Source organism: Pseudomonas sp. LG1D9, from assembly GCF_002949995.1.
Taxonomy (GTDB): Bacteria; Pseudomonadota; Gammaproteobacteria; order Pseudomonadales; family Pseudomonadaceae; genus Aquipseudomonas; species Aquipseudomonas proteolytica.
This window is the reverse complement of sequence record NZ_CP026881.1, coordinates 6178417-6198420: the sequence shown is the minus strand read 5'-3', so window position 1 is coordinate 6198420 and position 20004 is coordinate 6178417. Positions and strand designations below refer to the sequence as shown.

Genomic DNA, 20004 nt, shown 5'->3' with positions numbered 1-20004 from the left:
GTAAAATTCGCTTGATTATGGTTGTATATACATGATTGTATTTGTGCGTGACCTGTAGCGTTAAACCAATAAATAGGCTGAGAAAGTCATTTCGAGAGGATTACCGGTGAGCAAGCCATCCCATTTCCGTAATGTCGAAATCCGCGCCGCGCGTGGTAACACGCTGACCGCCAAAAGCTGGCTGACCGAAGCGCCACTGCGCATGTTAATGAACAACCTCGACCCGGAAGTGGCCGAGAACCCAAAAGAACTGGTGGTGTATGGTGGCATCGGTCGTGCGGCGCGTAATTGGGAATGCTACGACAAGATCGTCGAAAGCCTCACCAATCTAAACGACGACGAGACCCTGCTGGTGCAATCCGGCAAGCCGGTCGGCGTGTTCAAGACCCACAGCAGCGCCCCGCGCGTGCTGATTGCCAACTCCAACCTGGTGCCGCACTGGGCCACTTGGGAGCACTTCAACGAACTCGACGCCAAAGGCCTGGCCATGTATGGCCAGATGACCGCCGGCAGCTGGATCTACATCGGCAGTCAGGGTATCGTCCAGGGCACCTACGAAACCTTCGTAGAAGCCGGTCGCCAGCATTACAACGATAATCTGAAGGGTCGTTGGGTGCTGACCGCAGGCCTCGGCGGTATGGGTGGCGCCCAGCCACTGGCGGCAACCCTGGCCGGCGCCTGCTCGCTGAATATCGAATGCCAGCAAGTCAGTATCGACTTCCGCCTGAACAGCCGTTACGTCGACGAGCAAGCCACAGACCTCGATGACGCACTGGCCCGCATCGCCCAATACACCAAAGAAGGCAAGGCTATCTCCATCGCCCTGCTGGGTAACGCGGCGGAAATCCTGCCTGAACTGGTCAAGCGCGGCGTACGCCCGGACATGGTCACTGACCAGACCAGCGCCCACGACCCGCTAAACGGTTACCTCCCGGCCGGCTGGACTTGGGAAGAGTATCGCGCTCGCGCCAAGACCGAGCCTGCCGCTGTAGTGAAAGCCGCCAAGCAATCGATGGCCGTACACGTCAAAGCGATGCTTGAATTCCAGAAAATGGGCATTCCAACTTTCGACTATGGCAACAACATCCGTCAGATGGCGCAAGAAGAAGGCGTGGAAAACGCATTCGACTTCCCGGGCTTCGTACCGGCCTACATCCGTCCGCTGTTCTGCCGTGGCATCGGCCCGTTCCGCTGGGCTGCGCTGTCGGGTAACGCTGAAGACATCTACAAAACTGATGCCAAGGTCAAAGAGCTGATCCCGGACGACGCGCACCTGCATAACTGGCTGGACATGGCGCGCGAGCGCATCAGCTTCCAGGGCTTGCCGGCCCGAATCTGCTGGGTAGGGCTGGGTCTGCGCGCCAAGCTGGGCCTGGCATTCAACGAAATGGTGCGTAGCGGCGAATTGTCGGCGCCGATCGTCATCGGTCGCGACCATTTGGACTCCGGTTCCGTGGCCAGCCCAAACCGGGAAACCGAATCAATGCAGGACGGTTCCGACGCCGTGTCCGACTGGCCACTGCTCAACGCACTGCTGAACACCGCGAGCGGCGCGACCTGGGTTTCCCTGCACCACGGCGGCGGCGTCGGCATGGGCTTCTCTCAGCACTCGGGCATGGTGATTGTCTGCGACGGTACCGACGAAGCGGCTGAGCGCATTGCACGCGTGCTGCACAACGACCCGGCGACCGGCGTGATGCGTCACGCCGACGCGGGTTACCAGATCGCAATAGATTGTGCCAAAGAACAAGGCTTGAACCTGCCAATGATCACCTCTGTTAAAGGAGCAAAAGCATGAACACACTCAACATCATCCCTGGCCAACTGAGCCTTGCCCAACTGCGCGACGTCTACCAGCATCCGGTCAACATCTCCCTCGAGGACAGTGCTTCGGCCCAGATTGAAGCCAGCGTTGCTTGCGTGGAACAAATTCTCGCCGAGAACCGCACCGCCTATGGGATCAATACCGGTTTCGGCCTGCTGGCCTCGACCCGCATCGCTACCGAAGACCTGGAGAACCTCCAGCGCTCACTGGTTCTGTCTCACGCTGCCGGTGTTGGCGAACCGATCAGTGACGCGCTGGTCAGGCTGGTCATGGTGCTCAAGGTCAATAGCTTGAGCCGTGGTTTCTCCGGCACCCGCCGTACCGTCATCGAAGCACTGATCGCTTTGATCAACGCCGAGGTTTATCCGCACATTCCGTTGAAAGGTTCGGTCGGTGCATCCGGCGACCTCGCACCCTTGGCCCACATGTCGCTGGTGCTGTTGGGTGAAGGCAAGGCTCGTTACAAGGGCGAATGGCTGGAAGCAACCGAGGCGCTGAAAGTCGCCGGCCTGACGCCACTGACATTGGCTGCCAAGGAAGGGCTGGCGTTGCTCAACGGCACGCAGGTATCCACCGCTTATGCACTGCGTGGTTTGTTCGAGGGCGAAGATCTGTTCGCTGGCGCACTGGCGATCGGTGCTCTGACTGTTGAAGCGGTTTTGGGCTCGCGCTCGCCGTTCGACGCACGTATCCACGCCGCGCGTGGCCAGAAAGGCCAGATCGACAGTGCTACCGCCTACCGAGACTTGCTCGGGGAGCGCAGTGAAGTCTCCGACTCCCACCAGAACTGCGGCAAGGTTCAGGATCCGTACTCCCTGCGTTGCCAGCCGCAAGTCATGGGCGCGTGCCTGACCCAGTTCCGTCAAGCCGCGGAGGTATTGGTCATCGAAGCTAATGCGGTCTCCGACAACCCATTGGTCTTTGCTGTCGAAGGCGATGTCATCTCCGGTGGCAACTTTCATGCCGAGCCGGTGGCCATGGCTGCTGACAACATGGCATTGGCGATAGCGGAAATCGGCTCGCTAAGCGAGCGGCGTATTTCCCTGATGATGGACAAGCACATGTCGCAATTGCCGCCATTCCTGGTGGCCAACGGCGGTGTGAACTCCGGCTTCATGATTTCCCAAGTTACCGCAGCGGCCCTGGCCAGTGAAAACAAGGCGCTGGCTCACCCCCATTCCGTAGACAGCCTGCCCACATCCGCGAACCAGGAAGACCACGTGTCGATGGCTCCTGCAGCGGGCAAGCGTTTATGGGAAATGGCTGAAAACACTCGCGGCGTCCTCGCTGTTGAGTGGCTCGCTGCGTGTCAGGGCCTTGACTTGCGCGAAGGCTTGAAGACCTCGACGAAGCTGGAGCTTGCCCGCATCAGCCTGCGCAGCAAAGTGGCTTACTACGACAAAGATCGCTTCTTTGCGCCGGATATCAACGCAGCAAGCGAGCTGTTGGCTTCCCGGTGCTTGAACGAACTGGTGTTGCCAAAGTTGCTGCCTAGCTTGTAATCGGGGGGAAGGGGCGTTTGGCTCCTGTGTGAGCAAGCTGAATTGCTCGAATCATCCCGCACGAGAGCTACAGTGTTTATGCAGTTTTTTGGCTCTACAGCTATCGGCGACAGGCAGTTGTCGTAGCTGTGGAGCTTTTTTACTTTTGTAGTACAGGAAACTCACTGGTGAAATTCTGCGTCAAGAGGTTGTCCGGAAAGTAGAAGCAGCAATGGCATTTCGATCCCGGTTTATGATGGATCAGTTCATCAGATGCCTTCAGGCATCAACTGTCTCTATGCGCCCCGTTTACCGGCAGGCGACTGCCGAGTCGATAGCGTGAGGACGGGTGAACCAAGCGCACGTAAGTCACAATTTTGCTTTGGCTCCAAGTGCGGCGGATAAGCGCTAAGCAAGGTTCGTTGGCGTCGATCTGCATATGTTTGGTTTCGTCAATGCTTGGGTGACAGGCTTCGACGATATGCTCCATTTCATCGGGTTTGACGACGCGCAACAGGTATTTGGCGGGTTGCAAGTGCTCCCCGAAGTCTTGCTGCAGAAATTCTGGCACCAGCTCGGGATTGACGTAACGATCCTCAAGTTGTACAGGCACGCCTTCTTCGCTGTGAACACAGACCAGATGAAAAACTGAAGAGCCAGTGGTCAGGCCCAAAGCGGACGCCACCGACATTGAGGCCGATTCACGACCCAGGTGTAGGACGCGGCAGGTGTAGCTGTGGCCTCGGGCCAGGATCTCGTCGGCAATGTTGGTGATGCGCAGCAAGTTTGATTGCGGTTTGCTTTCGGCTACGAACGTGCCGACGCCTGAAATCCTGACCAGGTGGCCCTCTTCAGTCAGTTCGCGCAAAGCCCGATTGACGGTCATGCGCGAAATGCCCAGTTCTTGCACCAGCTGGTTTTCTGAAGAAATCAGGTCACCAGGTTTCCAAACGCCTGCCCGAAGTTGGTCTTGCACATAATCCTTTGCACGCCGGTAGAGCGCTTGTGGTGCATTTTTGATCATTAGTCAGTCCGTGTCTCGAGTGTGGCAAGGACGCTTGCCAGTGCTGTGAGGAAAAGGTCGTTATCCTCACAGCTTCCGACAGAGACGCGCAAGTACTCAGTGTAACCAACTTCGCGCCACGGTTTGATGATTACCCCTTCGCGCAGTAGCGCTTGATTGATGACTTCGGCCGGAAAAGGCGTGCTGAAAAACAAGAAGTTGGCAAGGGAGGGCGCGGTTGTGATGCCTTGCTCGTGCAGTGTCGCCTCCATTCGCCGGCGTTCGCTAGCGACATGGGACAAGCAGGCGTTCAGATGCTCATCGTCAGCCAGTGCGGCAATCGCTGCGGCCTGGGCTACGTGGTTGACGTTGAAGGGAGTACGTAGGCGGTTAATAAGATCAGCCAACATCGGATCGCTCACCACCCCGTAGCCTATGCGCAAACCCGCCAGGGAATAAGCCTTGGAGAACGTCCTCAGCAGGATGAACGGTCTGCCGCTGCCTTGAATCAGAGCAAGACAGTCCGGGTATTCGGCTTCCCATTGTGCATATTCGTAGTAGGCCTCGTCGAACACCAACAAACATTGCGGTGGCAATGCGTCGAGCAGTTGTTGCAGCTCGTCGGCGCTCAGGGCGCAGCCAACCGGGTTGGATGGGCAGGAAAACATCAGCACATGCGTGTGGGGAGTGAGTGCTGCGACCATCGCTGGCACATCGAATGTGCCTTGCTGGGTCATTGGCACACCAATCACCTTGGCGCCGGCTGCCAGTGGATAGATGAAGTGCAGACCGAACGAAGGCACTACGGTCACGACTTCGTCGTCGTGATCCAAAAACACTCGACTGATGACGCTCAGTAAATCCTCCGAGCCGTTGCCGAACACCAACTGGTTTTCCGGCACACCCAGCTTTTCAGAAAGCGCAGTACGCAATGCTTGGCAGCCGGCATCGGGATACAGCGCAATTTCGCTGCAAGCTCGAGCCGTTGCGGCGCTAACGGCGGGTGCTGTGCCCATTGGGTTTTCGTTGCTCCCAAGTTTGGCTACGCGTGTAAGGCCGAATCGTTTGCGCACGGCATCCGAAGCCAGGCCAGCGTTATAGCTGGCCAATTCGCGCACTTCTGCGCGGGCAAGCAGGTTCAAGTCATTCGCATTCATACAGGGCTAACCTCAATTAGTGTCTTGCGGGAAGGCATCTCGGTTCAGTCGGTTCTGCAGGAGTTGCTGCAGACGCTACTACTTGGCGTTATGTCTGATCTCGAATGGGGGATAGCTGGATGGATCTGAGCGGTACCATTGGATTCATGATGTGACGTCCTTAGCGAACAGCGTAACGTGGCAAATGATCTGTATGATCCTGTATATACCACAAGGGAAAGATGCAAGCCAAAACCTTTGTTCGGTAATAGAGCCGCGGTTAAGGCCTGTTTTCAAAGAAGTGGATCAGATGCTTGCTCATGTAGGATTTTCAGTCTGTAACCCATGATTCCGCGGGGGGGGTACTCTCACTTCATGGCGTGTTTAAACGAAACATTTATTGCCATACGCATTTGATGCGCTAACCATGCATGGACAGCTACTGGCTTTGCCTTAGGCGTCTGGTGTGGTTTGTGCGAGCGATATTGAAAATTCCTTATCCTGTATATACATGATCAGCTTTTTAAGCTAAAACCTAGTTCAGCCCTTGCTGTCACGACTGACCAGTGAGTCAACATGATTTCCGAATGCTGTTCGCTCTGTATGCATGGCCAGCGCCCGCGAGGGGGCAGATGCTCAAGCGCATTTACGACTTGTTGCCTAGCCGTGAGCACAGATGGGCTGCAAGCGATGATTCACAATCGGTGCTCGCTGATGAGCAAATATTTGAATACCCAGGAGAGAACTGCCATGACCGTAAGCAATCTGCCCTTTTCCAAAGTCCGCCACAGCCAAGGCCTGGTTTTTTTGTCTGGCGAATTGCCGTTTGGTGAGGACGGCAGCTTTCCTGAAGGTATCGAGGCGCAAACGCGTTTAACCCTGACGCGTATTGCCCAGACGCTGAAAGCCGAATCGCTGTCGCTGGACGATGTTGTCAGCGTCACCGTATACCTGACCGACCGAAGTGATTTCGCCGAATTCAATCGGGCTTACGCATCATTCTTCACGACCAACCTGCCAGTGCGTGCGACCATCTGCGCCGGCCTTGTGGTCGATGCATTGATAGAGATCAGTGTGATCGCGCAGCAGCGTGCTTGATTCGGAGGCAGTGTGAGCGAAAAACAAGTGGTGGTATTGGGAGCCGGTATTGTCGGCGTTTGCACGGCGTTGCATTTGCAGCGCCGCGGCTGCGCAGTGACGCTGGTGGACAAAGGGTTGCCAGGGCGCGAAACGTCGTTCGGTAACGCAGGCATTATTCAGCGCGAGGCCATTGAGCCTTACGCGTTTCCAAGAGATCTAGCCAGTCTGATAAATGTGGCAACCAAGCGTGACATCGGGGTTAATTATCATTTGAGCGCGATGTCTGAATACGTGCCTGCCTTGGTCAGGTATTGGGCCAACTCGGCACCGAAGCATTACCAGGCAATTGCCGATGCCTTCCGCACGCTGATTGAGCATTCGATTAGTGAGCACTCGGAGCTGATTGAGCAAAGCGGTTCGCAGAACCTTATCGTGCGCAAAGGGTGGATTCAGGCTTTCCGTAGCCCACAGCAATTCGAAGAGGCGGTGGAGCGCGCGGTACGCGTGAGTGCACACGGCGTATTGTCCGAGCATTTGGACGGTGTTGCGCTAAGACTCGCGGAACCCGCCCTGAGCGAGGCATTGGTGGGGGGCATTCATTGGTTGCAACCCTGGACTTGTATTGAGCCTGGAGAGTTAGTGCAGCGTTATGCCGATCTGTTCGTGAGTGAAGGTGGGCAAATTTTGCGCGGCGATGCGCGATCGTTACGTCAATCGGGAGCCGGCTGGAGCGTCGACACCGATTCCGGATCGGTTGGCGCATCGGAGGTGGTAATAGCGCTGGGGCCTTGGGCTCATGAGCTGCTGTGTGAGTTGGGCTACCGCATACCGTTGTTTGTCAAACGGGGTTACCACGCTCACTTTGCCGATGGAGCAACGTTGACCCGACCAGTGCTGGATACCGAACAAGGCTACATGCTGGCACCCATGAAACGCGGTATCCGCCTATCGACAGGGGCAGAGTTCGCCAGTCTAAGTGCGCCTCCAACACCGGTGCAGCTAGGCAAGGCCGAGTGTGCAGCACGGCAAGTCTTGGCGTTAGGGCCCCAAGTTGAGCGCACACCATGGAAGGGCGCCCGGCCCTGTACGGTAGACATGAAGCCGGTAATCGGCGCAGCGCCCTTGCATAAAGGGCTCTGGTTCAATTTTGGCCATGCCCATCAGGGGTTTACGCTGGGCCCGGTCAGCGGTCGACTGCTCGCAGAATTGATGATGGGCGAGACGCCTGTAGTCGATCCAGCACCCTTTGCTCCGGGCCGTTTTTGAGCTGAGCTGAGCTGCAGTACATGAACCTTCCGCCCGTCTCCGTTGGAGTAGCGGGCGAGAACCTGGCCTGTAAGGAAAATTAACACTGATATTTATCTACGGACGCTGTCCCTGCAGATTTCGCGTCAGTCGTCGTGGGCGCTGTTTTGATTCCAATGGGTGTATCCGTTCCATCGGCCCGCCCTAAATAATTATAAGTACCCGTTGGAGAGGTCATGAATATCAAACAGAAGCTGACATGGGTATTTGCTGCCATCGCCTGTCTTCCAGTGGTTATGGTCGCGGTGCTCGTCGTATTGAACTTGCGGAGCGCGGCGCAAGCCAATTTCCTGGATAGCAGCGGTCGTGAAATTCGCCAGATTGATAACGGCATGAAGCAGTTCTTTGAAAGCATCCGCCAAAACGTCGAATACCTTGCCAAGGATCCTCGGATCGCCAGCGTCAAGGGATTGAAAAACTATACCGCTGCCAATGCTGAGCAAACGCCTGTCAGCGAAGCCGATCAGCGGCTCCAGATTATTTTCGATCGATTTGCCGAGACCCACCCGACCACCGCGTCCATTTCACTGGGGCTCAACGACGGCGGATTTGCCGGCTGGCCCGACGATCCCAAAATGGCCAGCTACGACCCCCGGGTGCGTCCCTGGTACAAAACCGCCATGGCCGCCGCATCAGGCTTAACCGTGCGCACGGGCGCCTACTACTGGGCGCCGGATGACATGGTGCTGGTCAGCACGGTTCGCGCTTTCGCCGACGCAAGCGGCAACCCGGTAGGCGTCGTCGGTGTAGACGTCTCGCTAAAGCAACTAACGGAACTGGTTAAAACCATCAAGCTGGGCGACAGCGGATACCTGATGATGGTCGAAGCCAACGGCAACGTTTTAGTCGATCCCGCCAATCCCCAAAACAGCTTCAAACCCTTGGCCGATTTGGGCCCTGGCTACTCCGATCTGGCAAAGACTGGCGATGGCGTCACCAGGATCGAAATCGATGGCGTGCCCTATATGGTCAATGTGGTGAGTTCCGAAAGCCTAGGCTGGCGCTTCATCGGTCTAATTAAGCGTGACGAAGTCATGGCTCAGGCCACCAGTCTCACATGGCTTATTGCGATGATTGCCGCCGTGTTGGCGATTGTATTCGCCATCGTAGGCGCGAGCTTCGCCGGCGTAATCGTTAGACCAATTCGCAGCGTTGCCAATGGCTTGCAGGAAATTGCCGAAGGGGAAGGTGACCTGACACGCGAACTCGAAGTGCGGGGCAAGGACGAAACCGCCACTTTGGCTGGTTGGTTCAACCAGTTCCTTGGGATGATCGCGCAACTGATGAGGCGCATCCGCAGCGCTTCCTCCGATTTGCAAGAGGTCGCTGCGGATACAAGTCAAGTGGCCAGCAACATGAACAACGCCGCAGTGCGGCAGCGCGAAGCAGTTGAATTAGTAAGCACGGCTTTCAACGAGATGGTCGCTACCTCTAACGAAGTGGCTCGCTCATGTAGTCGCGCGGCTTCCAGCGCGGACGTTGGTTATCGAGAGGTGCACGACGGGCAACGGCACATTGGTGAGGCCACGGGCAGCGTTCTTAAATTGAGTGAAGACCTGCAGCAGTCGGCATGTACCATGCAGATGCTCGAGCAGGACAGTAAGAACATCAACACGATCCTCGATACTATTCGTTCGATCGCTGAGCAGACCAATCTGTTGGCACTCAATGCCGCCATCGAAGCGGCGCGCGCCGGCGACCAGGGGCGTGGATTCGCGGTCGTGGCCGACGAAGTTCGCGCCTTGGCGCGACGTACTGCCGATTCAACTGGCGAGATCGACAGCCTGCTCGGCAACTTCAGGCGGCGAACCAAGGAGGTCACCCAGCAGATGCAACGCAGCTTGGAGGCGTCGCAAACCAGCGTTGAATGTATCCAGCAGGCGAGCGACAGTTTCGACAAGATCCGCGATTCAGTGGATTCGATTCGCGACCAGAATGCTCAAATCTCCACGGCTGCAGAGGAACAGCATCAGGTGGCTGAAGATATTAACCAACACATCGCACAAATCCACGCCGATGCCCAGGTGGTGGAGAGTGTTGCGCACTCGGCGTACACCGGATCAGTTCGCCTGACGGACATTTCTGTTCAACTGAAAGGGCTGGTGGGGCGTTTCAAGTTCTAGCTCGTGTTGATTTATGACGCAACCACGATAAGCAATGCAAGCGGAAATACTCAGGCGACGATTTTCCGCTGCATGATTGGTCAGGGCTTGGAATGGTTAGAGTTCGAACAGCGCTTCGCAACGAAGATTTAGGGTGTATAGAAATCCGGTGCGACTCAATCTAAACCTCGATCTAAGCACCCCTGAATGTAAACGAGTTAGCTACTAAATCGAACAACCGTTGCGAGTCAGTAATTCGTCTACCCACCTCCAGTCTGACGTGCCGGCTTTGATCTGCGCCATCAACTTCACTTCATCATTGTGTTTTTTCAGCGCCAGCGCATGGACTTCCTCGACCTCGTGACGCGCCACGCTGACCACACCGTCGGCATCACCACAAACCAAATCACCAGGGAGAATAACCATTCCGTGTTGGGCGATGGGTACATTGACTTCTCCAGGCCCATCCCCGAACGGCCCTCTATGGGTCACGCCCAAGGCGAAGACTGGAAAACTACCAGCCAGCAATTTTTCTTCGCTGTCACGAATAGCACCTGATATGACAAGCCCACCGAGTTTGCGGTGTCTTGCATGGGCGATCATCAACTCACCGACCAAAGCGTTGGTCAGGTCTCCACCGGCGTCCACTATCAAGATGTCGCCTGGATCCGCGATGTCCAGTGCCTTGTTTACCACCAGATTGTCCCCCGGCCGTGTCTTGACGGTTAGAGCCGAGCCGACCATGCGTGGCCCTTTATAAAATGCCCGTAGGTTGGCGCCACCTGCAGTCATGCGCGCCATGCAATCGCTGATGTTTGGGACGGGCAGGTTGCGGAACGCCTCCACCCATTGTGGCGCGACTTTTTCGCCGCTTGCTTTGATTCTGAAACTGATCATGACTCGCTCCGCCAAAATGGCTGACACAGGGGGACTCTTCAAAAATCGTTGCGAGCGTGGTAACTCCGCAGAAATTGCTGTAAACGCGGCTCTTCGCTTTCCTTGAGTACCTGCTGCGGCGTACCGAACTGAACGATGCACCCTCCGTCCAAGAACGCGACTTTGTCGGCGGCTTTGGCGGCGAAGCCCATCTCGTGTGTAACCACCACCATAGTCATGCCTTCGCTGGCGAGGTCGCGCATCACTTGGAATACTTCACCCACCAGCTCCGGATCGAGTGCCGAGGTAGGTTCGTCAAATAGCATCAGGTTCGGATCCATGGACAACGCTCGCGCGATGGCGACACGCTGTTGCTGACCGCCAGACAAAGCCGTTGGATAGTTCTCGGCTTTTTGTGCCAAGCCTACTCTCTCAAGCATTCGCAGTGCCTTGGCCTTCGCGTCGGTTGCATTCATTTTCTGAACGCGCAGCAACGGTTCTGCGACATTTTCCAACGCAGTCATGTACGGCCAGAGGTTGGAACTGCTGGAACACCATGCCAATGCTGCGGCGCATTTCCCTCAGTTCGCGGGCAGCCATGAGTTTGCGTTTACCGCCAGCCTCTTGATAGCCGATCAGTTTTCCGACAATCGTGATGGAGCCTTTGTCATAAGTTTCAAGAACATTGATACAGCGCAAGAGCGTGCTGTTTCCCGAACCACTCGGGCCGATCAGGCAAATGAACTCGGAGCGCTGGACGTCCAAGTTGACGTTCTTCAGCACTTCAAAATCACCGTAGCTTTTGTGAACATTGACGATGCTTACCAAAAACTCACTCATGCGCTTCTCTTCATATTCAGGTGCTGATTGATATGGCGTTTGCACGTTGACCCAAGCGGGAAAAAATTTCGATCAGTACCCAGTACCCTAGCGCCAGGGTCAGGATCGACTCGAACGAGGCAAAAGTCTCTATCGCCATTTTCTGGACCTCGAATGTCAGGTCGGCCACAGTGATGATCGACAACAGCGCGGTTTTCTTGCAAACATTAATGATCATGTTTATCAAGGCAGGCGAAGCTGCGTTGAGGGCGCCGGGTAGGGTTACCCGACGTAAAATTGCGAATGACGTCATAGCCAGGCTGTGGGCGGCCTCGATCTGACCTTTGGGAACCGCGCTGAAACCACCGCGGAAAATTTCAGCGAAATAGGCGATCGCTATCCATCTGCACCCTAAGGGCATAAGCGGCAAGTAACTCTCCTGCAGCGCTAGGCTGCATGCCGCGCGCCGTACGCTCAAACAGCAGAGTGTCCAGGCTGGCTTCCAGTTTTGCGATCTGCCGACTAATGGCTGACGACGCTACATTTAGCCGTGAGGCCGCTTCGCTGATGGAACCGGATCTGACGACTTCTAGAAAATAACGGGCGGCGGGTTCTTGAAGGATTTTTTTAGAGCTCATCATAATCACTCAAAATGTTCTATCTCAATTTAGCATTGCCGATTCGGCACAGGCATATGAGATTGTTCAACTCGCTTGATGATTGAGCCAATTCGACCCCGAGTTTTCGTTGTCTTCGGAGTAACGCAAGACCTTGCCGATACCGATGCATTACAGCGGCGGACGTCGGTCGATGCGCGGGTACATGCGCAGGTTGTATTGGGAGTCGATCTTGTGAAAATAGACGATGCGGCCTTCGTCGAGAATGCCCAAATGCACAATCTCGCCAGTCAATTCGTTGATGCGCCGCATGCCGGTTTTCGCCTCGCGGAGGACGTCCACGTCGGGCAGGGCTGGTCTGCCCAGCCGAGCCAACGACCCTGGCATCCTGCACCATATAGCCGCGGGCACGATCTCAGGCTTCAGCCGGACCTTTGGCGGCGACCCACTCAATGCCGAGGTCTGTCCCGATTGAATCCATCCATCAGATTGTCGTGGACTATGTCATCGCCATCGGCGCTGATAGCTTCAGCGACGCCATGCATTGGTTGCGGTGCGACGAGGGCGTCGGCAGCCAATATGTGCGTGATTGACGCATCTGCAGGAGGCGCTCTCACGCCGCAGCTTTGACATCAGCCTCGATAGCTGATTTGCGGGTGCGTCAGCTCCAGCCGTGGCAGTGGGAGCAGCTGCTTTTTGGGCAGAGCAAAACGTGGGTCGCTGGCCTCTAAAATCAAGAGCGCCTTTCACATTCGGAGGAAAGGCAGTTGTGCTGAGATCTGATTAGCAAGGTTATCCACCATGCTGCCTTCGCAGAAGATCGATCTGATCTGAAGATACTAGCGTACGTAAGGTCTTGTAAAGCGCTCGTGTTTCCAGCAGGTTCCACACTCGCAACATGGTTTCCAGTGCATCCAGAGGTTTGCTGATGAAATCCTTGGCTCCCAGCGCCAGGGCGCGCAAGCGCGTGTCGCGCGTGGCGTCGGCGGTGAGCACGAGGATCGGCAGGTATTCACCGCCGGGGATGCGCCGGTTGAGTTGCTCCAATACTGCAAACCCGTCGAACTCCGGCATGTGCAAATCGAGAATGACCAGATCAGGCTCGAAGCTGTTGAATAGATCCAGAGTGCGCAAGGGCTGTGTACTGCTCAAGACGTTGGTCAAGCCTTCGCGCGCAAGCAACTGCTCCACCAGGTCCAGATTCGGACGTTGATCGTCGATGATCAAAATGCGCAGGTCAATGTTCACATGGGCTCCGGAAAGCATTTGTCGAGGTGGGCGAGAAACGCGGGTACGTTGATTGGTTTGGTCAATACGGCCGTCGCTCCGGCTTCTTGCAAGGCCTGACGGGTGAGGTCGCTGGCGTCGGCGGTAATCATCAATACCGGTGTATTTTGAGTGATCGCAGACCGGCGCAGGCGCTGCAGCACCTTCAGCCCGTCGAGGTCCGGCAGTGAAACATCCAGCAGAATCAGCTGTGGTGCATGCTGTGCGGCCAGGTCCAGCCCCAATTGGCCTTGCATGCTCGAAAGCAATTTTATCCCCGGCCTGCGCTGCAGCAACGTCTCGATCAGCGCCAGGCTGGATAGATTGTCTTCAATGCACAACACGTTGCCCTGAATGTCGGGGGCGACGATGTCAGGAGCTAGCGATAGGGTGTGGGCGACTGCTGCGGCGGCGCTGGGAGGTTCCAGCAAGCGCACGAATGGCAGCTCTATCGTGAATCGGGAGCCTGAGCCGTATTGGCTCTGCGCCGTCAAACTGCCCTTCATCATTTCCAGCAGGCTTTTACTTAGCGCCAGGCCAAGCCCACTACCTTCCACGCTCGGATCGGCGTTCAGTCGCTCAAATGGCTTGAACAGTTGACCCAAGTGATCCGCCGCAATGCCGTTGCCGGTATCGCAGACTGCCACAGTGATTCGCTGCTGCGTCACGTTGATCTCAATACTCACGTGTCCTTGAGGGCGGTTGTACTTGATGGCATTTGACAGCAGGTTCAGCAGCACTTGGGTCAGGCGCTGTCGATCAGCGACGATCCCGATGTCGGCGGCCAGCGTTGGCAGCGGCGTCAATTGAATGCCGGCATCGGTGGCCATGGGGGACACCAGCGACAGTGCTTCTTGCAGTGCGATGGCCAAGGCGATTGGCTCGATGTTCAACGGCAATCGTCCCGCTTCGATCTTGGCAATGTCCAGAACCTCGTTGATCAGCGTCAGCAGGTGTTGGCCTGCACGTAGAATGTGACCGACCTGCGCCGTTTGCCCAGCAGGCGAGTCCATGTCCAGCAGTTGTGCAAAGCCCAGAATAGAATTGAGTGGGGTACGCAGTTCGTGGCTCATGCGCGACAGGAACTCACTTTTGGCACGGCTGGCGCGTTCGGCTTCCTCGCGGGCTGTGCTCAAGGCAATTTCGGCCGCACGGCGGTCGGTAATGTCGCGTGTGATTTTCGAAAAGCCTCGCAAGGCGCCGGCGCCATCGTACTGCGCGGTAATCACAACACTGGCCCAGAAGCGCGTGCCGTCCTGGCGGCAGCGCCAGCCTTCTTCCATATAATGGCCATTGCGGGTGGCCTCGCTCAGTGCCATATCAGGGTGTTGTGGGCACTCTTGCGGCAGGTAGAACACCGAGAAGTGCTGGCCGATGATTTCCTGTTCGGTGTAGCCCTTGATCCGTTCGGCGCCGGCGTTCCAACTGGTGACGTGACCCGCTGTATCTAGGGCGAAAATCCCGTAGTCCTTCACCCCATCGATAATCAGCCGCAGGCGCTCCTCGTTTTCGCGCAACGCGCGTTCGCGCTCGGCCAGCAGGGCCCCGGCTTCTACCAGGCGCGTGCCCAGTTGACCAATCTCGTCTTTTTCCGGCGGCTGCGGCCGCAGGGGTTGGCCGAGGGCCAGACGCTGCGCATTGCCTTGGACGTTCTGCACCCGCGCAACAATGCCCTTGGACAGAAACAGCACCGCGACGATTGCACCAAATAGTCCGCAGATGGCGGCCAGCCAGGTGGACAGTAACAACCGTTGGCGAGTCTCTGATGCCGCGGCCGTACGCTCGGCCAGCAACGAGTCCTCGAGCGTGAGCATGGCGCTGATGTGTCGACGCAACTCATCAAGGATGTGTTTGTTGCTGACCAAGATGTTGGTAATCGACTCAGGGCTCGTCGCCGGGTCACCAAGCATGTCCTCCAGTCCATCGATTTTGTTGTTGATCAGCGGCCTGATTGCCGTCAGTTGCTCACGCACTCGCTGATCGCGCACGTTGCGGTCGAGCCGGCGCAGGGCTGATTCAATCTGGGGCTTGGCGTTCAAGTATCCAGGTAGGAAATCCTCACTGCGTGTCAACAGGTAACCGCGCACACTGGCGGCGGCTTCGGCGAGCAGGGTGTGCACGGCCTGTATGTCACCTTGTACCCGCAGTACCCTGCGTACGTCTTCTTCCGCGCGAGCGGTCTGTCGTTCGGTGTTGTAGATCAGCACCAGGGACAAAAGCAGCACCACCAGGGGCAGGGAAATCACCACCAGCGCCTTGCCGCGCAAGGGTAGGTCAGTCCAACGCCTGGCGTAGAACACGTTCATGATTGTGTCACCAGGCCTAATGCGATGCCACGGACCGCGGCTTGGGTTCGATCGGCCGCACCGAGCTTGCCGATGACCCGTTCAACGTGGGCCTTGGCCGTACCGGTGGTAATCCCCAGGTTTTCTCCGATTTTGCGGTTGCTCATGCCGTTCGCCACCAGTGCGAGCACTTGGCGCTCCCGTGGGGTGAGGTTTTCAGTCGGAACAGCGCCGCTGGCGTTGCGCTCGGTCATGCGTCGTAACAGTCGGGCACTGACTGCACTATTGAGGACCTCTTCACCGGCAGCTACCCGTTGCAACGCATCGATCACCTCGTCACGGCTGGCGTCTTTGAGCAGGTAACCCACCGCGCCGGCATTCATGGCCGCTTCCAGATGATCGGGGCTGTCGTCCATGGTGAAAACCACTACTTTGAGGGCTGGCAGACGCTGTTGCAGCAGACGTGCCGCTCCCAGGCCATTGAGAATCGGCATTCGAATATCGAGAATGACGATATCCGGCAGTAACTGCTCGCACAATTCAACCGCTTGCTGGCCATCGCGGGCCTGGCCGACCACATCGAATTGCGGATGGCCGGCCAGCAGGGCGACGAAACCGGTGCGCGTGACTTCATGATCGTCCGCCAGCACCAGACGCAAGATATGGCTCATTGAGAGGCTCCATCAAGGTCCGCAGGCACGCGGGCGTGCAGTTGCGTACCGCCGTCGATCGCGCTGACGCAGGTGAGGCGGCCGCCGAGCAGGCTGGCGCGTTCATGCATGGTGGCAAGGCCCAAATGCTGAGCATCATGGCCGTCGGGCATTTGGCCTGCACAGAAGCCTTTACCATTGTCTTCTACTTGCAGTGAGGCCAGGCCATTGTGCAGTTCCAGTGTCAGTCGGACGTGGCTGGCCTGTGCATGCTTGAGAATGTTGTTGATCGCCTCCTGGCCAATCCTGAACAAGGCGATTTCTACCTGGCTGGGCATCCGCGCCTCGCTGCGCCTGCTCCACTGTACGCTGACTCCGGCTTCGCGCAGGCGATCGGCTTCTTTGTCGAGCGCCTTGGATAAACCGAAATCATCCAGCACCGTTGGGCGTAGGCCTGCGATCAGCTGTCGACCTTCACCCACAGAGTGCTGGGCCAAGGTCAGAATCGCCTGCAAGTCCGCTGCCAGTGTGTCAGGCAGCGTCGGGCAGCGGCCAGCAAAACCTTGCAGGCGCTGATGCAATCCGGCCAGGGTTTGAGCCAGGCCATCATGAAGGTCGTAGGCTACGCGTTTGCGTTCGTCTTCCTGTGCGCGAAACAACCGATTGACCAAGTCCGACAGCGTGCGATCTCTCGCCATGAGCGTCTTCAATAGCCGATCATTCTCAAGGTGCGCGGCCAGCAGCGTGGCGAGCAACTGCAGTGATTCGCTGTCATCATCAGCCGGCGCGCGCAGGGACACGCTGTTGGCCAGGAGCAGAGCGCCAAAGGCAGCGCCGTCGCTGCCGCGCAACGGTACCTGCAACATACTGGGCAGGCCATCCGCTGCAAGCTCTTGCCAGCACGGCGCTTTCAAGCTGCGGTTGACGACAGCGGCCAGGTTGAGCAGCCGGGCAGGATGGCCATGCCGGGCGGTGGTACTGATGCCTCCCTCGTTGTCCCATTCCAGCAGCACCCCATAGTCCATCGCAAGGAAGGCGCATGCCCGCACCAGCACGCGTTCGCGCATGGCATCCGGAGTTAGTTGGGTCAACTCTTGGCCGGTATCGACCAAAAGCCGCAGACGCGCTGAACGGCTCTCCGATTGGCGATAGTGAGCGCGGATGGCCAAGGCACTACCGGGATCGTGGGGTGGGTTTTGCATGCTTCAGCTCCGGTGTTACAGGCCTGCGGGCGTAGGGGGCTTATTAAACCTTGCTGGACATGTCGAGCGCCATCTGCCAAATGGCATAGGCAAATGACGCCGGTTGGCCGATGTCGGGTGGCAGGCAAGTTGGCAAAGTGGGCTCAACGAACACCACTGGAGTATCGCAATGAAATTTAAAACTGCATCGATCGCCCTGATTTTCGCCTTGAGCGCACCGTTTGTTCAGGCTGCCGAGACGGCACCCTATGTCTACCGTGATACTGCGCAAGCGCCTGCGAATGTGAAAGACCGAGAGATTGCCGGTTTGTTTGACCGTTGGAACAGCACATTGCAGACCGGTAACGTACAAAAAGTGGTCGACTTGTATGCGCCGGGCGCCGTGTTGCAGCCAACCGTGTCCAACCAGGTACGCACTACGCCAGCGCAGATCAAAGACTACTTTGAACATTTCATGGCGCTCAAGCCTGTTGGGCAGATCAACTACCGCGAGATCCGCCAGTTGGGCAGCAACGTGGCCATGGACAGTGGTGTGTACACGTTCACCCTGACCGAGGCGGACGGTAAGATCCGTCACGTGCAGGCACGCTACACTTTCGTCTACGAGCAGGTCGGGGGGCAGTGGAAGATTCTCAACCATCACTCTTCGGCCATGCCGGAAGTACGGGTGAAACACGCCAAGCATTAAAGCTTTATAAAAGTGTCCACTACCCTCGCGGGGGTGGACATTGATTCACAAGAGTTCGAACACTTGCGGCAACCGTTCCGCCGCGACCGCAATGCGCAACGCTATTGCGCCGAAGAATAGGGTATGGAGTTCGGCATTTTCGACAACACCGTCGCGCGGTTTGACGGCCGGGGCAAACACGTTCTGTTGGTAGATCACGTCTAGCAGAACAGCGAACGGCTTTGGTTCTAGTTCAACGTGCGTGGTCTGCCCGTACCGAGCTCATGAACGCCTGCGTGGCCGACGACTGGATTCGATGCCGACGAGTGATCAAACCGTACGGTGGCAAGCGAGCTTCGAACTTGATCGGCAAAACAGCTAACAAGTCCCGACCGGGATAATCCTCAACCACCGAAACCGGCGTCACACCGAGCATGTCGGTTTTTTGGATCAATGAAAGCAAGGTCATGATTGATGTGGTTTCGACGATGCTGCTGGGGATGTCGACCCGGGCGTAGTGGAACACCTGATTGTGATTGCGTGCATCGGGCTCGGATGTTGTTGCAACACCCAGGAAATGCTCTGCAATTCGGCCCAACTCAGGTGCGTCGCTTTCGCCAAAGGATGCTGTGCCCCCGAAATCACGCACAAAGCCTCTTCGCCGAGGTTGTCGAAGAGCAATTCTTCGGCGCGGGCACCGGCTGGAATTGTCCCAGCACGATGTCCAACTGATCCTGCAGCAGCGCCTGCACGAGCACGTCGCTGGTGTCGACCTGAATGCTCATGGACAACCGTGGGTGGCTTTGTTTCAACGTGGCGATGGTGCGGGTCAGCAGGCCCGAAGCCAGCGCCGGGATAGCGCCGACTGCCACCCGGCCGATGTTGCCGGATTCGAGCGCCACCAGTTCTTCGCGCATACCGCTGAGTTCAGTGAAGACCACGCACGCGGAGTAAATGACGGTTTCTCCGAACCGGGTGGAGGTGTGCGAGGCGATGGCACACGGCGGACCGTATCCAGCGACGTCCGATTCGCGGGGGACGTCGGTGGGTTCGCTGGCCGTTGATCGCTTTCTGGCGTCGGTGTGTTTTCAGAATTATTCCGGATGCGTTGTTGCCTCAGGCATTGCAGAACACTAATCCGCTTGGGATTCGACGGTTAGCGGATGGAGAGATGAGTGACTAAGCCTGCTCATAAAGACGGGTTTGGGTTACGGAGGCTTAAAAGTCGTTTATGTCTTGAATGACAAGGTGCCGTTTGCTGTTTGCTGGAGAGCTTCCAACTACTCGTTTTCTGGAGGGAAGCGCCCACGCTTCGCCAGTATTCGCGAACTGGAACTCCGTTCCCGCGTTGTTGCTGCTTGACGAGTCTATCTCGGCACTGGACGGTGCTTGGGCCGAAATTCAATATTCCCAGTCGCTACGCCGTGACCCCGGACCCACGCCTGTCAAGGAGACTTCACTGCTCGGCAAAAAGACTGATATTTCAGATAGAATTCAGGATTTAAGCCTGAAGCTACTGAGTTCCGTTCACTCGCCATGCGACATCAGTGACGCCGTTCTTTTCAGCATGAGGCTTTGAAACCATCTTCATTGGTGAACGGTCTGGCTGCGGATTGGGGGCAATGCCTACATTGCAGTCGGTCCTGTGCCGCGCTTGTCGCACATTGCCGCCAGTTGACACGTTACCTCA

Annotated in this window: 17 protein-coding genes and 5 pseudogenes; 9 read left to right on the top strand and 13 right to left on the bottom strand. The window is 57.0% G+C overall.

The window, feature by feature from the left end; genetic code table 11:
• Positions 1 to 106 precede the first annotated feature (106 nt).
• Both hutU and hutH read left to right on the top strand, forming a co-directional pair.
• Entirely contained in the window at positions 107 to 1798 is a 1692-nt protein-coding gene (gene hutU / locus C5F71_RS28365) for a urocanate hydratase (protein ID WP_029291002.1), read from the top strand.
• Positions 1795 to 3327, top strand: a complete 1533-nt coding sequence (gene hutH, locus C5F71_RS28360; RefSeq protein WP_029291004.1) for a histidine ammonia-lyase — start codon at positions 1795 to 1797, stop codon at positions 3325 to 3327. Before hutU ends, hutH begins: the two co-directional genes overlap by 4 nt.
• A 265-nt stretch (positions 3328 to 3592) precedes the next feature.
• On the opposite strand, the gene hutC is transcribed toward hutH, so the two are convergent.
• Together hutC and hisC are read right to left on the bottom strand one after the other, a co-directional pair.
• On the bottom strand, positions 3593 to 4330 hold the full coding sequence (gene hutC / locus C5F71_RS28355) for a histidine utilization repressor (protein ID WP_029291006.1): 738 nt from the start codon (positions 4328 to 4330) through the stop codon (positions 3593 to 3595).
• Positions 4330 to 5466, bottom strand: a complete 1137-nt coding sequence (gene hisC, locus C5F71_RS28350; protein ID WP_029291008.1) for a histidinol-phosphate transaminase — start codon at positions 5464 to 5466, stop codon at positions 4330 to 4332. The genes hutC and hisC overlap by 1 nt, the downstream gene beginning before the upstream one ends.
• Positions 5467 to 6195: 729 nt before the next feature.
• On the opposite strand from hisC, the gene C5F71_RS28345 reads away from it, so the two are divergent.
• The 4 genes and pseudogenes from C5F71_RS28345 to C5F71_RS29805 all read left to right on the top strand — a co-directional run bounded on the left by C5F71_RS28345 (position 6196) and on the right by C5F71_RS29805 (position 9953).
• Positions 6196 to 6543 (top strand): RidA family protein, encoded by a 348-nt coding sequence (locus tag C5F71_RS28345; RefSeq protein WP_029291010.1) that lies wholly within the window; start codon positions 6196 to 6198, stop codon positions 6541 to 6543.
• A gap of 12 nt (positions 6544 to 6555) precedes the next feature.
• Entirely contained in the window at positions 6556 to 7791 is a 1236-nt protein-coding gene (locus C5F71_RS28340; RefSeq protein ID WP_029291011.1) for an FAD-binding oxidoreductase, read from the top strand.
• Positions 7792 to 8006: 215 nt separating this feature from the next.
• Positions 8007 to 9044: pseudogene (locus C5F71_RS29810) on the top strand (cache domain-containing protein); the annotation flags it as partial.
• A 54-nt stretch (positions 9045 to 9098) separates the two neighbouring features.
• Positions 9099 to 9953, top strand: a complete 855-nt coding sequence (locus C5F71_RS29805) for a methyl-accepting chemotaxis protein (protein ID WP_371923406.1) — start codon at positions 9099 to 9101, stop codon at positions 9951 to 9953.
• A 204-nt stretch (positions 9954 to 10157) separates the two neighbouring features.
• Here C5F71_RS29805 and C5F71_RS28330 read toward each other — a convergent pair whose 3' ends face one another.
• The 5 genes and pseudogenes from C5F71_RS28330 to C5F71_RS28310 form a co-directional block, all read right to left on the bottom strand.
• Positions 10158 to 10829 carry an RraA family protein gene (locus C5F71_RS28330; protein WP_104912558.1) on the bottom strand — a complete coding sequence of 224 codons (672 nt, stop codon included), beginning with the start codon at positions 10827 to 10829 and terminating at the stop codon, positions 10158 to 10160.
• 38 nt (positions 10830 to 10867) lie between these two features.
• A pseudogene (locus C5F71_RS28325) lies at positions 10868 to 11648 on the bottom strand (amino acid ABC transporter ATP-binding protein).
• A gap of 16 nt (positions 11649 to 11664) precedes the next feature.
• Complete coding sequence (locus C5F71_RS28320; protein WP_057400998.1) at positions 11665 to 12048, bottom strand: ABC transporter permease subunit; 384 nt, start codon at positions 12046 to 12048, stop codon at positions 11665 to 11667.
• Positions 12014 to 12265: pseudogene (locus C5F71_RS28315) on the bottom strand (LysR family transcriptional regulator); the annotation flags it as partial. The pseudogene C5F71_RS28315 and the gene C5F71_RS28320, both read right to left, overlap by 35 nt.
• Before the next feature lie 150 nt (positions 12266 to 12415).
• Entirely contained in the window at positions 12416 to 12556 is a 141-nt protein-coding gene (locus C5F71_RS28310; protein WP_177411553.1) for a hypothetical protein, read from the bottom strand.
• Between the two features lie 140 nt (positions 12557 to 12696).
• On the opposite strand from C5F71_RS28310, the gene C5F71_RS29005 reads away from it, so the two are divergent.
• Positions 12697 to 12837 (top strand): hypothetical protein, encoded by a 141-nt coding sequence (locus C5F71_RS29005; protein WP_158682919.1) that lies wholly within the window; start codon positions 12697 to 12699, stop codon positions 12835 to 12837.
• 199 nt (positions 12838 to 13036) lie between these two features.
• Here C5F71_RS29005 and C5F71_RS28305 read toward each other — a convergent pair whose 3' ends face one another.
• Genes C5F71_RS28305 through C5F71_RS28290 form a run of 4 tightly spaced genes read right to left on the bottom strand, consistent with a single transcriptional unit; the run spans position 13037 to position 17647 of the window.
• A complete protein-coding gene (locus C5F71_RS28305; protein WP_029291019.1) occupies positions 13037 to 13492 on the bottom strand; it encodes a response regulator in 456 nt (151 codons plus the stop codon).
• Positions 13489 to 15816: an ATP-binding protein gene (locus C5F71_RS28300; protein ID WP_029291021.1), complete on the bottom strand. Its 2328-nt coding sequence runs from the start codon at positions 15814 to 15816 to the stop codon at positions 13489 to 13491. The genes C5F71_RS28305 and C5F71_RS28300 overlap by 4 nt, the downstream gene beginning before the upstream one ends.
• The gene (locus C5F71_RS28295) at positions 15813 to 16466 is read right to left on the bottom strand and encodes a response regulator transcription factor (protein WP_029291023.1); all 654 of its coding nucleotides are present in this window, start codon (positions 16464 to 16466) and stop codon (positions 15813 to 15815) included. The genes C5F71_RS28300 and C5F71_RS28295 overlap by 4 nt, the downstream gene beginning before the upstream one ends.
• Positions 16463 to 17647, bottom strand: a complete 1185-nt coding sequence (locus C5F71_RS28290) for a sensor histidine kinase (protein ID WP_029291025.1) — start codon at positions 17645 to 17647, stop codon at positions 16463 to 16465. Before C5F71_RS28290 ends, C5F71_RS28295 begins: the two co-directional genes overlap by 4 nt.
• 169 nt (positions 17648 to 17816) lie before the next feature.
• Between C5F71_RS28290 and C5F71_RS28285 the strand changes: the two genes are divergently transcribed.
• Positions 17817 to 18335 (top strand): SgcJ/EcaC family oxidoreductase, encoded by a 519-nt coding sequence (locus C5F71_RS28285; RefSeq protein ID WP_029291027.1) that lies wholly within the window; start codon positions 17817 to 17819, stop codon positions 18333 to 18335.
• Positions 18336 to 18567: 232 nt separating this feature from the next.
• Here the strand turns inward: C5F71_RS28285 and C5F71_RS28280 are convergent.
• A pseudogene (locus tag C5F71_RS28280) lies at positions 18568 to 19294 on the bottom strand (LysR substrate-binding domain-containing protein); the annotation flags it as partial.
• Between C5F71_RS28280 and C5F71_RS29500 the strand changes: the two are divergent.
• A pseudogene (locus C5F71_RS29500) lies at positions 19281 to 19497 on the top strand (aldehyde dehydrogenase (NADP(+))); the annotation flags it as partial. The pseudogenes C5F71_RS28280 and C5F71_RS29500 sit on opposite strands and share 14 nt — an antisense overlap.
• 330 nt (positions 19498 to 19827) lie before the next feature.
• Here the strand turns inward: C5F71_RS29500 and C5F71_RS29800 are convergent.
• A complete protein-coding gene (locus C5F71_RS29800) occupies positions 19828 to 19977 on the bottom strand; it encodes a DUF6555 family protein (RefSeq protein ID WP_317617121.1) in 150 nt (49 codons plus the stop codon).
• Between the last annotated feature and the right edge of the window lie 27 nt (positions 19978 to 20004).